Source organism: Propionicimonas sp., from assembly GCF_047606205.1.
Lineage (GTDB): Bacteria > Actinomycetota > Actinomycetes > Propionibacteriales > Propionibacteriaceae > Propionicimonas.
Genome location: NZ_JASGES010000259.1, coordinates 1 through 13397 on the forward strand (window position 1 = coordinate 1; position 13397 = coordinate 13397).

Annotated in this window: 15 protein-coding genes and 1 pseudogene; 6 read left to right on the forward strand and 10 right to left on the reverse strand. The window is 72.0% G+C overall.

The features are described from left to right. Nucleotides 1-237: pseudogene (locus QM633_RS16090) on the forward strand (hypothetical protein); the annotation flags it as partial. 19 nt (nucleotides 238-256) lie between these two features. Here QM633_RS16090 and nusA read toward each other — a convergent pair. From nusA to QM633_RS16115, 5 genes are all read right to left on the reverse strand, one after another. Then, nucleotides 257-1228 (reverse strand): transcription termination factor NusA, encoded by a 972-nt coding sequence (gene nusA, locus QM633_RS16095; protein ID WP_415154874.1) that lies wholly within the window; start codon nucleotides 1226-1228, stop codon nucleotides 257-259. Between the two features lies 1 nt (nucleotide 1229). Continuing rightward, nucleotides 1230-1724 carry a ribosome maturation factor RimP gene (gene rimP / locus QM633_RS16100; protein WP_415154876.1) on the reverse strand — a complete coding sequence of 165 codons (495 nt, stop codon included), beginning with the start codon at nucleotides 1722-1724 and terminating at the stop codon, nucleotides 1230-1232. A gap of 107 nt (nucleotides 1725-1831) precedes the next feature. Next, on the reverse strand, nucleotides 1832-3616 hold the full coding sequence (locus QM633_RS16105) for a proline--tRNA ligase (protein WP_415154878.1): 1785 nt from the start codon (nucleotides 3614-3616) through the stop codon (nucleotides 1832-1834). Between the two features lie 10 nt (nucleotides 3617-3626). Then, entirely contained in the window at nucleotides 3627-4373 is a 747-nt protein-coding gene (locus QM633_RS16110) for a siderophore-interacting protein (RefSeq protein WP_415154880.1), read from the reverse strand. A gap of 46 nt (nucleotides 4374-4419) precedes the next feature. Next, nucleotides 4420-5064 (reverse strand): cysteine hydrolase family protein, encoded by a 645-nt coding sequence (locus QM633_RS16115; RefSeq protein WP_415154882.1) that lies wholly within the window; start codon nucleotides 5062-5064, stop codon nucleotides 4420-4422. Between the two features lie 87 nt (nucleotides 5065-5151). Between QM633_RS16115 and QM633_RS16120 the strand changes: the two genes are divergently transcribed. Further along, nucleotides 5152-5538, forward strand: a complete 387-nt coding sequence (locus QM633_RS16120) for a DUF1304 domain-containing protein (RefSeq protein ID WP_415154884.1) — start codon at nucleotides 5152-5154, stop codon at nucleotides 5536-5538. A 21-nt stretch (nucleotides 5539-5559) separates the two neighbouring features. Continuing rightward, nucleotides 5560-6039: a YbaK/EbsC family protein gene (locus QM633_RS16125; protein WP_415154886.1), complete on the forward strand. Its 480-nt coding sequence runs from the start codon at nucleotides 5560-5562 to the stop codon at nucleotides 6037-6039. A 33-nt stretch (nucleotides 6040-6072) separates the two neighbouring features. Here the strand turns inward: QM633_RS16125 and QM633_RS16130 are convergent, their stop codons facing one another. Both QM633_RS16130 and ispG read right to left on the reverse strand, forming a co-directional pair. Further along, nucleotides 6073-6900 carry a GNAT family N-acetyltransferase gene (locus QM633_RS16130; RefSeq protein ID WP_415154888.1) on the reverse strand — a complete coding sequence of 276 codons (828 nt, stop codon included), beginning with the start codon at nucleotides 6898-6900 and terminating at the stop codon, nucleotides 6073-6075. Nucleotides 6901-6902: 2 nt separating this feature from the next. Then, nucleotides 6903-8051, reverse strand: a complete 1149-nt coding sequence (ispG, locus tag QM633_RS16135) for a flavodoxin-dependent (E)-4-hydroxy-3-methylbut-2-enyl-diphosphate synthase (protein WP_415154890.1) — start codon at nucleotides 8049-8051, stop codon at nucleotides 6903-6905. Nucleotides 8052-8211: 160 nt separating this feature from the next. On the opposite strand from ispG, the gene QM633_RS16140 reads away from it, so the two are divergent. Next, nucleotides 8212-8616, forward strand: a complete 405-nt coding sequence (locus tag QM633_RS16140) for a hypothetical protein (protein ID WP_415154892.1) — start codon at nucleotides 8212-8214, stop codon at nucleotides 8614-8616. 87 nt (nucleotides 8617-8703) lie between these two features. On the opposite strand, the gene QM633_RS16145 is transcribed toward QM633_RS16140, so the two are convergent. Beyond that, nucleotides 8704-9993 carry a M50 family metallopeptidase gene (locus QM633_RS16145; protein ID WP_415154894.1) on the reverse strand — a complete coding sequence of 430 codons (1290 nt, stop codon included), beginning with the start codon at nucleotides 9991-9993 and terminating at the stop codon, nucleotides 8704-8706. A 3-nt stretch (nucleotides 9994-9996) separates the two neighbouring features. Further along, nucleotides 9997-11151, reverse strand: a complete 1155-nt coding sequence (dxr, locus tag QM633_RS16150; protein ID WP_415154896.1) for a 1-deoxy-D-xylulose-5-phosphate reductoisomerase — start codon at nucleotides 11149-11151, stop codon at nucleotides 9997-9999. Nucleotides 11152-11211: 60 nt separating this feature from the next. Here dxr and QM633_RS16155 point away from each other — a divergent pair, with 60 nt between their 5' ends. Together QM633_RS16155 and QM633_RS16160 are read left to right on the forward strand one after the other, a co-directional pair. Next, entirely contained in the window at nucleotides 11212-11610 is a 399-nt protein-coding gene (locus QM633_RS16155; RefSeq protein WP_415154898.1) for a DUF2237 family protein, read from the forward strand. A 4-nt stretch (nucleotides 11611-11614) separates the two neighbouring features. Then, complete coding sequence (locus QM633_RS16160; RefSeq protein ID WP_415154900.1) at nucleotides 11615-12709, forward strand: LOG family protein; 1095 nt, start codon at nucleotides 11615-11617, stop codon at nucleotides 12707-12709. A gap of 42 nt (nucleotides 12710-12751) precedes the next feature. On the opposite strand, the gene QM633_RS16165 is transcribed toward QM633_RS16160, so the two are convergent. Beyond that, a complete protein-coding gene (locus QM633_RS16165; RefSeq protein ID WP_415154902.1) occupies nucleotides 12752-13207 on the reverse strand; it encodes an iron chaperone in 456 nt (151 codons plus the stop codon). Between the last annotated feature and the right edge of the window lie 190 nt (nucleotides 13208-13397).

Genomic DNA, 13397 nt, shown 5'->3' on the forward strand with positions numbered 1-13397 from the left:
ATGCCGTCGGGCGGGCCGACCGGGATGCCGTCGGGCCGGCCCGGAGGGATGCCGTCCGGCACCGCCAGCGGCGCGCCCGGCGGCGGCCGCGACAACGGCCAGTTCCTCCAGACCATGGCGAAGAGCCTGGCCGAGAAGCTCGGCCTCGACGAGACCACCGTCCTCACCGCGCTGCAAGAGGTCTGGCAGGACCAGGGCGGCTTCGGCGGGCAGCCCTCGGGCCAGCCCACCCGGTAGGACGCGGACCTCCGGCCGGCTACTGCTCGGCGGTGTCCGGCCGGATGTCGATCCGCCAGCCGGTGAGCCGGGCGGCGAGCCGGGCGTTCTGGCCCTCCCTGCCGATCGCGAGCGACAGCTGGTAGTCGGGGACGACAACGCGCGCGGCGCGGGCAGCCTCGTCGGTCACGGTCACCGACGTCACCTTGGCGGGGCTGAGGGCCTGGGCGACGAACACCTTGGGATCCTCGGAGTAGTCGACGATGTCGATCTTCTCCTCGTTCAGCTCGTGCATCACCGCCCGGACCCGCTGGCCCATCGGGCCGATACAGGCACCCTTGGCGGACACGTCGCCGTTGTGGCTGACCACGGCGATCTTCGAGCGGTGCCCGGCCTCTCTGGCGATGGCCTTGATCTCGACGATCCCCTGCTCGATCTCGGGCACCTCGAGGCGGAACAGCTTCGCCACGAGGTTGGGGTGCGTGCGGGAGACGACGACCTGGGGGCCGTGCAGCTCGCGGCGCACGCTGACCACGTAGACCCGCAGCCGTTTGCCGTGGCTGTAGTCCTCGCCCGGCACCTGCTCGGCCTGCGGCATGATCGCCTCGATCGTGCCCAGGTCGACGCGCACCGTGCGGGAGTCCCGGTCCTGCTGCACGACACCCAGCACGATGTCGCCCTCCACGCCGGCGAAATGGCCGTACTTCTGCTCGTCCTCGGCCTCGCGCAGACGCTGGAAGATCACCTGGCGCGCGGTGGCGGCCGCCACTCGTCCGAAGCCCTCCGGGGTGTGCTCGAACTCGCCGATGCGCTCCCCCTCCTCGTCCAGCTCCGGGGCGTAGACGCTCACCTTGCCGCTGCGGCGGTCGATCTCGACCCGCGCTCCGGCAATCGCACCGGGGGTCTTCTCGTAGGCGTTCAGCAGTGCCTCGCACATGGCCTCGATCAGCACGTCCATGCTGATCTCCTTGTCGCGCTCCAGTTGCTTGAGCGCGCTCATGTCGACGTCCACGTCAGCCCTCCGCTTCCTGTTCGTACTCCTCGCCCTCCACGGGGCGGTTCAACTCCACCTGCACGAGCGCACGCTGCACGTCGGCCAGGGCGACGGTGCGCGTCTCGCCGTCCACCTCCAGCTCGAGCCGGTCGCCCACCACTGCCCGCACGCGCCCGGTCACGGCGCCGTCGGCCAGGGTGAGGGCCACCAGCCGTCCGGTGTTGCGCCGGAAGTGCCTGGCCTCGGTGAGCGGGCGGCTGACGCCCCGCGAGGAGACCTCCAGCGTGTACGGCCTGCCCTTCGTGATGTCCGCGGCGTCGAGCGTCGCGGAGATGTCCCGCGTCACGATCGCGATCTCGTCCAGCGACGGCCCCCGCCCCGCCGGCCCGTCCCCGTCGAGGAACACCCGCACCACGGCCCGCTTGCCCGCCGTCATCAGTTCGAGGCGGTCGACCTCGAGCGCGTGCGCCGCGGCGATCGGAGCGACCAGTGACTCCAGGTCTGCGGTGTTCATGGCCAGTCCTCGATTCGCCGGTCGTCGATTCGGTTGTGAGCTGCGGTTGTGCCTCGCAGGAGCGATCCGGCAAGTCTAGCGGCCCGCCGGAGGCGTCCCGGCGTGGGTCAGCGGCCGGCGACGGCGACCAGGTAGTCGACGGCATTGGCGAGCGGCACCTCGGCCCGCTCGCCGGTGGCCCGGTCGCGCACCTCGACGAGGCCCTCGGCCAGGCCGCGCCCGACGACGACGGCGGTGGGGACGCCCATGATCTCCGCGTCGGTGAACTTCACGCCGGGGCTGGCCTTGCGGTCGTCCAGCAGGACGTGGACGCCGCGCGCGTCGAGCTGCTCCGCCAGCTCGGTCGCCGCCGCCAGGATCTCCTCGCCCTTGCCGGTGGCGAGCACCTGCACATCGAACGGGGCGAGGGTCCGCGGCCACGCCAGCCCGCGCTCGTCGCAGGTGGCCTCCGCCACCGCGGCGACCGCGCGGGAGACGCCCACGCCGTAGGAGCCCATCGTCACCGTGACCAGCTTCCCGTTCTCGTCCAGCACCTTCAGCCCGAGCGCCTCCGCGTACTTGCGGCCGAGCTGGAAGATGTGGCCCATCTCGATACCGCGGGCCAGGCTCAGCGGGCCGGAGCCGTCCGGGGCGGGATCACCTTCCCTGATCTCGGCGACGTCGAGGACGCCGTCGCTGGTGAAGTCCCTGCCGCAGACCACGTCCACGGCGTGGGTGTCGGCGATGTTCGCGCCGGTGATCCACGCGGTGCCCGGCACGACCCGCGGATCGGTGAGGTACCGCACCTTCAGCGGCCCTTCCGCACCCAGGTAGGAGGTGGCCGCGCCGTCGGCGACCGCCGCCGGGCCGATGTAGCCCTTCACCAGACCGGGGTTGGCGGCGAAGTCGTCCTCGGTGAGCGGGGTGGCCTCGGCGGGAGCGATCGCTGCCTCGAGCCGCTTGGTGTCGACGTCACGGTCGCCGGGCAGACCGACGACGAGCAGTTCGGTGGCGCCGTCCGGGCGGACGAGCTTGAACACGACGTTCTTGAGCGTGTCGGCGGCGGTCCATGCCCGGTCCGGCCGCGGGAACTGAGCGTTCGCGATGTCCACCAGCTCGACGATCGTGCCGGTGTTCGGGGTGTTGACCGTGTGCGCGGCCGGGACACCGGACGCGTCCTGCGCCGGCGGCGGGGTGATGCTGACCGCCTCGACGTTGGCCGCATAGCCGCCGGGCGAGCGCACGAAGGTGTCCTCCCCGGTCGCGGAGACGGCGAGGAACTCCTCCGAGGCCGAACCTCCCATCGCTCCGGACATCGCCTTCACGATCACGTAGCTCAACCCGAGCCGGTCGAAGATCCGGATGTAGGCCCGCCGGTGCGCCTCGTAGGACGCGGCGAGCCCGGCGTCGTCGACGTCGAAGGAGTAGGAGTCCTTCATCACGAACTCGCGACCGCGCAGCAGTCCCGCGCGGGGACGCGCCTCGTCCCGGTACTTGGTCTGGATCTGGTACAGCGACAGCGGCAGGTCCTTGTAGGAGGAGTACAGGTCCTTCACCAGGAGCGTGAACATCTCCTCGTGGGTGGGGCCGAGCAGGTAGTCGGCGCCCTTGCGGTCGTTCAGCCGGAACAGGCTCGGGCCGTACTCGCGCCAGCGGTTGGTGGCCTCGTAGGGTTCGCGCGGCAGCAGCGCCGGGAAGCGCACCTCCTGGGCGCCCATCGCGTCCATCTCCTCGCGAACCACCCGCTCGACCTTCTGCAACACCCGCAGGCCCAGCGGCAGCCAGGTGTAGATGCCGGGCGCGGTGCGGCGGATGTAGCCGGCGCGGACCAGCCAGCGGTGGCTCGGGACCTCGGCGTCGGCGGGGTCCTCGCGCAGGGTACGGACGAAGAGCTGGGACAGGCGGGTGATCACCCGGGAGATCCTATCGGCGCCAGTAGCCCTTCGTGATCACGGCCTCCGCCGGCAGGCCCCAGCGGTCGAGCAGGAGCGCCCGGGCGGCCGGCACGATCTCCGCCTCCGCCGCGACGAAGCCGAGCACCGAGCCCTGCGGGCGGTCGCGCTCGCCGAGCGCGGCCAGCGCGGCGGCGAGACTGTCTGTGCCGCGGACCAGGATGGTCACGTGGGTGCCCGCCTCGGTGGGGATCGGGACCAGCTCGTTCACCTCGGCCACTTCGAGGATCACCCGGGCGCTGGTGCCGGGGCGCCGGGCACGCAGGAACCGGCTGATCGCCGGAACGGCGGTCTCGTCACCGGCGAGGAACCACGCGTCCGGCTCCCCGCAGACCTGGCTGCTGCGACGGGGGCCGGCCACCGCGACCCGGGAGCCGAGCGGCGCCGTGGCCGCCCAGGTCGAGCCGGGGCCCTCGCCATGGATGACGAGGTCGAACTCGACCCAGCCGGCGTCCGGGTCGGCGTTCATCGGCGTGTACTCGCGGCTGGGCAGCTCGCGCCACTCCTCCGGCGTCGTGGGCACCGGCCCGCCGACCGGGGCGAAGAAGAGCCGGACGTGGTCGTCCGCGCCGGGGGCCCGGAAGCTGTGCAGGGCCTCCCCCGCGACTCGGACCCGGACATAGCCAGAGGTGAGCCACTCCCGGGAGACCAGTTCGGCGGGCCGGAACTCCGGCTCCAGCGGGACGGTCTCGAACACGGCGGGGGTCGTGAGGGTCATCGGTGGTCCTTCGTCGATCGAGTGAGCAGATTTAGGTTAGCCTCTTCTATCGTAAATCGCGCAATGCGGTCACGAGCTCGGCCGTGGCCATCCCGACCGCGCCGATACCCCGAAGATCCGCCCACCTCTCATCGGTCAGCCCGGAGATCCCGTCGGAGACCATCACCACCCGGAAGTCGCGCTGGGAGGCGTCGATGATCGTCGCCCGCGGGCAGTTGGGGAGATTGCAGCCCGCCACCACGACGGTGTCGACGTGGAGCTCGCGGAGCATGCCGTCCAGGCCGGTGCGGTGGAACGCGCTCCAGCGCGGCTTCCACAGCAGCCACTCCCCCGGACCGACCTCCTGCGGCTGACCCTCCAGCAGCAGCGCGGGGTCGGGAGCGACGTCGCGGCCGAGCAGTGCCGCCGGCACCCGTGCACCGTCGGTCCCCGGCCGTACCGGCCCCGTCCCCTCCGCAACCATGGCGCGCCGGACGAGGTCCACGTCGCCGCCCTGGTACAGCCGGACGATGTGGAAGACCGGCCGTCCCGCCCGGCGGTAGGCGGCGGTGAGCGCGGCCAGCCGCGGGAGCAGCGGCGTCGTGCCGCGAACGGGCAGCGCGCCGCCGTCGAGGAAGTCGGCCTGCAGGTCGATGGTCAGCAGTGCCGAGCGGTCCAGATGTGGCTGCGTCCAGCTGTCCGGCGAACCCATGCGGCTACGTTAGCCGCCGCCCGCTGCCGGGCAGGAATACCTGCGGCCGTCGACTGTTGTGCTCCGGAAACGGACCAGGGAGCACGCATGCAGGTCATCGGCCTCGCCCTCGCCGCCCTCGCGGCGGCCATTCACGTCTACATCTTCGCGCTCGAGTCGCTGTGGTGGACCACCGATCGCGCCCGTACGACTTTCGGCACCTCGGCGCAGGAGGCGTACGCGACCCGGGCGATGGCCTTCAACCAGGGGTTCTACAACCTCTTCCTCGCGGTGGTGGTGGCGCTCGGCGTCGTGCTGTTCGCCGCGGGGCAGGGCGTCGTCGGCGCCACCCTGGTCTTCGCCGGCGCCGGTTCGATGGTCGCGGCCGGCCTCGTGCTGGCGCTCTCCTCCCCGGACAAGCTGCGGGCCGCGCTGGTGCAGGCCGGGCCACCGCTGCTCGGCATCCTCGCGCTGGGCATCGGCCTGGCCGCCTGACGTCGGTGGCAGGATGGGCGGGTGAGCGAGACCCCGATGCCCGATGGCGCGCGCCGCGTGGCGGAGAAGCTGGCTGAACTGGGCCACCCGCATGAGGTCGTCCTGCTGCCCGTCACCGGGAGGACGGCCGCCGACGCGGCCGCCGCCCTCGGCGTGGAGCTGGGCCAGATCGCGAAGAGCATCGTGTTCCGGCGCAGGTCCGACGACGCGGCCGTGCTCGTGGTCACCTCGGGCGACCTGCGGGTGGACGAGAAGAAGGTGGCGGCGCTGGTCGGCACCCTCGGGCGGGCGGACGCCGACTTCGTGAAAGCGGCCACCGGCTTCTCGATCGGCGGTGTCTCCCCGGTCGCGCATGCGAAGCCGCCGGTGGTACTCCTCGACCGGGAACTGTTCCGGTTCGGCCAGGTGTGGGCGGCCGCCGGGCACCCGTACGCGGTCTTCCCGCTCTCCCCCGACGAGCTGGTCGCGCTCACCGGCGCACCGGTCGAGGACGTCACCTGAACATCCCCTCGTCCCGCCGGCGGGCGGGACGACTCAGAACAGGATCGTGGAGAACTCCCCCACCTGCTCGAAGCCGACCCGCTCGTAGCAGCGGATCGCACGGGTGTTGAAGTCGTTCACGTAGAGGCAGGCCGTCTGGAAGTCGGCCAGGACGTACTCGGTGACCGCGGCCATCGCCGGCTCCGACAGCCCGCGGCCACGCAGGGACGGGTCGAGCCACACCCCCTGGATCTGCGCGGCGGGCCCGCTGACCGCGCCCACGTCGCTCTTGAACAGCACCCGCCCGTTCTCGACGATCCCGAACGCGCGCCCCGAGTCCACCAGCCAGCGGCAGTAGGTGCGATAGCTGGTGTCGCCACCGGCCAGCGGATCGGTGCCGACCTCCTCGGTGTACATGGCCACGGACGCGGCGAAGTAGGACTCGAAGTCGACCGCGGCGATCGGACGCACCCGCGGGTCCGCCGCCACCTTCGGCCCGTCGCTGACCGCCATCACCGGCTGCCGGGCGCGCACCTCGCGCACCTGGCTGTACGCCCGGCCCCAGCGCTCACCGAGCGCTCGCCACAGCGGCATCACGAACCAGGAGGGTCCGACGATCGACTGGCAGGTCCGGCGCCGTCCGGCCGCCTCGACGAAGGCGGGCAGCGGCTCGGCGTCGGTCACCACCGGAACCAGGTTCGCGCCGATGTGCAGCAGCGCTGTCGGCGCCTCCGCCGGCCAGCCCCACAGGACCCCCGGCGCGCCGGCACCCAGCACGCCCGCGTCCAGGCGGGAGCCGACGAACACGTTCAGGACCGGGTCCTCGGCGATCAGTCGCCGGGCGGTGGCAGCGTCCCAGCTGGTCAGGATCCGGGCGGACATCGTCAGCCGACGGAAACCTGGACCGGGCCGGACTCCACGTCGGCCATCTCGGCCGCCAGCCGGTTCGCCTCCTCGATCAGCGTCGCGACGATCTCCGCCTCCGGGACGGTCTTGATCACCTCGCCGCGCACGAAGATCTGGCCCTTGCCATTCCCCGACGCGACCCCGAGGTCGGCCTCGCGCGCCTCGCCGGGCCCGTTCACCACGCAACCCATCACGGCGACCCGCAGCGGCACCTCCATGCCTTCCAGCCCGGCCGTGACCTCCTCGGCGAGCGAGTAGACGTCGACCTGGGCGCGGCCGCAGGACGGACAGGACACGATCTCGAGGTGCCGCGGACGCAGGTTCAGGCTCTCCAGGATCTTGATCCCCACCTTCACCTCTTCGGCGGGCGGGGCGGACAGCGAGACCCGGATCGTGTCACCGATCCCCTTGGCGAGCAGCGCGCCGAACGCGACCGAGGACTTGATCGTGCCCTGGAACGCGGGTCCGGCCTCGGTGACGCCGAGGTGCAGCGGGTAGTCGCAGGCCTCGCTGAGCTGCTCGTAGGCGCGCACCATCACGACCGGGTCGTGGTGCTTGACGGAGATCTTGACGTCGCGGAAGCCGTGCTCCTCGAAGAGGCTGGCCTCCCACAGCGCCGACTCGACCAGCGCCTCGGGCGTGGGGGCTCCGTACTTGGCGAGCAGCCGCTTGTCGAGCGACCCCGCGTTCACCCCGATCCGGATCGAGACCCCCGCGTCGGTCGCGGCCTGCGCGATCTGCTTGACCTGGTCGTCGAAGGCCCGGATGTTGCCGGGGTTCACCCGAACGGCAGCGCAGCCGGCGTCGATCGCGGCGAACACGTACTTCGGCTGGAAGTGGATGTCGGCGATGACGGGGATCTGGCTCTTCCTGGCGATGATGTGGAGCACGTCCGCGTCGTCCTGGCTGGGCACGGCGACCCGCACGATGTCGCAGCCGGTGGCGGTGAGTTCCGCGATCTGCTGGAGCGTGCCGTTGATGTCGGTCGTCTTGGTGGTGGTCATGGACTGCACCGAGATCGGTGCGCCCCCACCCACGAGCACCTTGCCGACCCTGATCTGCCTGGTCGGCCGGCGCGGGGCCAGCACGGGCGGCGGGGTGGCGGGCATTCCCAGGTTGACGGTCATCTACTCCTCGTTCTGTCCCGCGGCGGGACGACTGCCACCGCCTGCGCAGACAGCCTACCTATCCGTGGCCGCCGCGCAGCAGCCATCGGGCCCGTCCGGCGCGGTTCGGGGTGCGAGCAGGGCAGGATGGCACCCAGCAGCCCCAGTGAGAGGTGAACAGATGGCCGAGCTGTCCGAGCGGGACGCGGAGTTCTCGACCTTCCTCGATGCCGCGGCCGACCGGCTGGCCGGCCAGGCGTTGCGCCTGGCCGGAGACCACGACACCGCGTCCGATCTGTTGCACCGGGCGCTGGTGCGCACCTACGTCGAGTGGGGGAAGGTCGGGGCAGCGGACGCGGGTTCGCACGTCGTGGCCCTGATGCGCCGCGAGGCGGGCGGGCGTCGCGGGCCAGCCGGCGCGGCGGGGACCACGGTGCGGGTCGACACCGCGACGGTCCTCGACGACGCCCACGAGGCCATCCGCGGCCGGAGGATGGCCTGGACCGTCGCGGGGTTGGCGGTGCTGGCCGTGGTGGCGTCGATCCTGGCGGGCATCCTGATCACGGCGCTCGTGCCCGGAGTGTGAGCCGTCGCGCTCGCGCAGCGTGCCGGCCCGCACTCCGCCGGCGGCGACCTGGTCTTCACCGGCACCCGGTGAGCGGCCGGAGCGGGATCAGAAGAGCTGCACCGGGCTGATGATGTCGGCGAGGATCAGCGCCACGCCGCTGACCAGCAGCAGGCCGCCGACCGCGTAGGCCACCGGAAGCAGCTTGGCGGTGTCGAAGAAGCCGGGGTCGCGGCGCCCGAACAGCTTCGCCAGCCTCCTGCGGGCACCCTCGTACAGTGCTCCGGCGATGTGGCCGCCGTCCAGGGGAGGCAGCGGCAGGAAGTTGAACAGCGCGAGGAACAGGTTCACCGAGGCAAGGAGCGAGAAGAAGGTCGCCGCCTTGGCCGGCCACCCGACGTCGCCGGACGCCACCACCTGCCCTGCGACCGTGCTCGCCCCGACGATGCTGATCGGGTCGTAGGGGCTGCGTGGTTGGCCGGTCACCATGTCGGAGACGACGTGCCAGACCCGCACCGGGAACTGCGCCAGCGCCACCACGCTCTGCTTGGTCAACGTCCACATGTCGCTGATCACGTCGACCGGGCCGCCCTTCACCAGCACCCGCTCCGGGCTCACGCCCAGCCAGCCGGCCTGCACCGTCGTGCTCGGGTCGAGGGTGTCGGCCACCGAGTTCACGACCGTGTGCACCGGGGTCAGTGCGACCTGGGCACCGTCCCGCTCGACCACGAGGCGGGCCTCACCGTCCAGGTTGGCGCGGATCAGGCCGCTGAGCTGGTCGTAGGACGTGATCGCGGTCCCGTTGAAGCTGACCACCCGGTCGCCCACCTGAAGGCCGGCCTCGGCGGCCGGTGAGGCCGGGTCGGACGCTGCACATTCGGTCCGGGTGGCGTCGGTGATCACGCACGCCTGGACATAGGCGATCGTGGTCTGGGCCCGGACGGCGCCGTACCCGGCGGTCACGCCCAGCAGCAGCAGGAAGGCGATCAGCAGGTTCATCGCCGGCCCGCCCGCCATCACGACGAGCTTCTGCCAGGTCCGCTTCTGGTAGAACAGCCGCTCGTCGGCCACGTCCTGCGGCGTGATGTCCTCCCACTCGACCTCACGGGCGCTGTCGGCGAACTCGGCCAGCCGGGTGCGGCGCCGCCTGCCGTCCTGCCGTGGCGGGTACATCCCGAGCAGCTGCACGAAGCCACCCAGCGGGAACGCCTTCACGCCGTACTCGGTGTCGCCGCGCTTCGTCGACCACAGCGTCGGGCCGAAGCCGACGAAGTACCGGGGTACCCGGACGCCGAACAGCTTCGCCGGCACCATGTGCCCGATCTCGTGCAGCGCCACCGAGAGCATGATCAGCGCGAAGAACGCGATCCCGAACCCGATGACGACGAAGGTGTCCATCCACTACTCCTGCTCGATCCGTGCGGCAGCCTCCGTGCGCGCCCAGGCGTCGGCCGCCAGGACCGACGCCACGCTGGGCGGCGCCACCTGCGGGCGGGCGAGGTGGGCGTCCACCACGTCGGCGATCACCTCAACGATGCCAGTGAACTCCAACTTCCCCGTACAGAAGGCATCCACGCACACCTCGTTGGCCGCGTTGTAGACGGCGGGGGCGAGGCCACCGGCCTTCCCGCACGCCCGGGCGAGCTCGACGGAGGGGAACGCCTCGTCGTCCAGCGGCTCGAACGTCCACGCCGCGGCCCTGCTCCAGTCGCAGGCCGGCACGGCGTCCGGCAGCCGGTCGGGCCACGCCAGGGCGAGGGCGATCGGCAGCCGCATGTCCGGCGGAGAGCACTGGGCGATCGTCGAGCCGTCGTGGAACTCCACCATCGAGTGCACGACCGACTGCGGGTGCACGACCACCTGGATCGCGTCCAGGTCGACGCCGTAGAGCAGAGCGGCCTCCAGCAGCTCCAGTCCCTTGTTCACCAGGGTGGCGGAGTTGATCGTGATCACCCTGCCCATCCGCCAGGTGGGGTGCGCCATGGCCTGGTCCGGCGTCACGCCGCGCAGCTGGTCCCGGGAGCGGCCACGGAACGGCCCGCCGGAGGCGGTCAGGACCAGCCGGCGGACCTCCTCGGCCCGGCCCGCGCGCAGGGCCTGCGCGAAGGCGGAGTGCTCGGAGTCCACCGCGACGATCTGGCCGGGCGCGGCGGCGTCGGTGACCAGCCGACCGCCGATCACCAGCGACTCCTTGTTGGCCAGCGCCAGGGTGGTGCCGACCCCGAGTGCGGCCAGCGTCGGTTCCAGCCCTGCCGCACCGGTGATGCCGTTCAGCACGACGTCGCACTCCAGCGCCGCGAGCCGCGTCGCCGCGTCCGGCCCGGCCCAGACCTCGGTGCCGGGGAGCGCGGCCGTCACCGCGTCGGCGGCGTTCGGGTCGCCGACCGCGACGACGGCAGGACGCAGCGCACGGGCCTGCTCCACCAGCAACGGGACCGACGAACCGCCGGCGGCGAGCCCGACCACACGGAACCGCTCGCGATGACGTGCGGCGACGTCGATCGCCTGGGTGCCGATGGAGCCGGTACTCCCGAGGATCACCACGTCGCGGGTCAATGCACTTCCTTCCGAGCGGACTACCTTCGCAGCTTACGGCCCTCGCTAGGCTGCACAGACATGAGCACCCCACGGAGCGAGGAGCGCAACGTGCTGGGCGGGCCGCTCGAACCCTGCGGCAGCGACCCGGTCACCGGCTTCTACCGGGACGGCAGCTGCACCTGCGGGCCGGCGGAGGCCCGCCACCTGGTCTGTGCGGTCGTCACCTCCGAGTTCCTCGCCCACCAGCGGATGCTCGGCAACGACCTGACCAGTCCGTCCGCGGGATTCCCCGGCCTGGTCCCCGGCGACCGATGGTGCCTGGTGGCCGAGCGCTGGGCCCAGGCGTACGCGGCCGGCATCGCTCCGCCGGTGATCCTCGCCGCGACCAACATCCGGGCGCTCGAGATCGTGCCGCTGGACGTCCTCTCCGACTTCGCCGCGGACGTCCCCGACGACCCGCGTTCGCTCACGACCTGAACCGATGCGGACGCCGGAACCCCCCGCGACCGAGATCGAGTCGCTCGCCCAGTTCGATGCCCTGACCGCCGCCGGCCATCCCCTCGCCGGCTGCTCGGTCGCATCCCTCGACCTCACCGCGCGCAGCGCGGCCCTGGCCGCCGCCGACGTGCGCGGGGCGGTGTTCCTCGGCTGCAGGTTCGCCCCGGGCGTCGAGGCCGGGATCGAGGCCAGGGGCGCGCTCGTCTTCCCGCCGCTGCCGGATCTCCCGTTCAACCCGTACCGCGCCGGCCTGTACACACCCGAGGAGCTCTACGAAGGCCTCGAACACGGCTATCGCTACACCCTGGACGCACGGAACTACCGATGGTGGCGCTACGTCGGGCGGCACCGCAGTCTGACCAGCGAACTCGCGATGACCCTGCACGACCACGCGATGTCGGACGCGCTGGCCGATCTCGGGCTGGACGGAGCGGTCGGCGTCATGGGCGGCCACCAGCTCGTGCGGGGATCCGAGGGCTACGCGGCGGCCGCAGGCCTGGGACGTGCGCTGACCCGCGAGGGAAGAGCAGTCATCACCGGCGGTGGACCCGGAGCGATGGAGGCGGTGAACCTCGGGGCGTCCCTGACCGGCGAACCCGGCGACCTGGTCGCAGCGCTCGCGCTGCTGGCCGGGCAGCCGCGGTTCAGCGACGACGTGGGGTCATGGGTGGCTGCGGCGTTCGCCGTCCGGGAGCGCTGGGAACTGGGCGGCCACAGCTACGGCGTCCCGACCTGGCTGTACGGGCACGAGCCGCCGAACGTGTTCAGCACGGGGATCGCGAAGCTGTTCTCGAACGCGATCCGCGAGGACGTGCTGCTGCACCAGGCCTCCGGCGGGCTGGTCTGCCTGCCCGGCGCCGCCGGAACCGTGCAGGAGGTCTTCCAGGCCGTCACGCCCCGCTTCTACGCGCTCAGCGACGACCCGGTGCCCCCGCTCGTCCTGGTCGGCGTCGACTACTGGACGCACACCCGGCCGGCGTGGCCCCTCCTCCGCGCACTCGCGGACGGCCGGCCGATGGCGGCGGCCACGCATCTGGTCGACACCGTCGCCGAGGTCCCCGCACTGCTGTCGAACTGAACGGCCCGCGTCCTCGCGCCCGATCCCGACCTCCGCCGGGCGTCACGGCAGACCGGCGGCGCGCCTGACCAGCTCGGCGATCTGCTTCTCCTCCGCGGGCCCGATCGTCGTGAGCGCATAGGAGGTGGGCCACATCGCGCCGTCGTCGAGGGCCGCACCGTCGTTGAAGCCGAGGGTCGAGTAGCGCGCCTTGAACTTTCCCGCCGGCTGGAAGAAGACCACCGCCTTGCCGTCGCGGTAGTAGGCCGGCATGCCGTACCAGGTCTTCGGCGCGAGGTCCGGGGCGGCGCTCGTGACGATGGCGTGCACCTTCTGCGCCGTCTCGCGATCACCGTCGGCGAGGGCGGCGATCTTCTCCAGGAGGTCCTGGGCGTCCAGCGCGGCCTTGTCCGCCGCACCCTTGCGCTGCTTCTCGGCCTTCAGCTCCGCCGCGTACTCCTTCATCGCCGCGCGCTCGTCGGCGCTGAACCCTGCCGAGGACCTGCTCTCCCGTGCCATGGCGCTCCTTCCGTGATCCGTGGTCGGGTCCATCCTCGCGCCACAACCCCGATCCGCGCTTCTCCATTCCTGCTCGACGTGCCGACGGGCACCGGTTCGGGGTCAGCGGCCTGGGCGGGCGCACGATGCGCCGGCTGACGCCGCGGTGCCGGTGCGAGGTCGCGCGCTCACGGCCGCCCCGGCGAGGTGG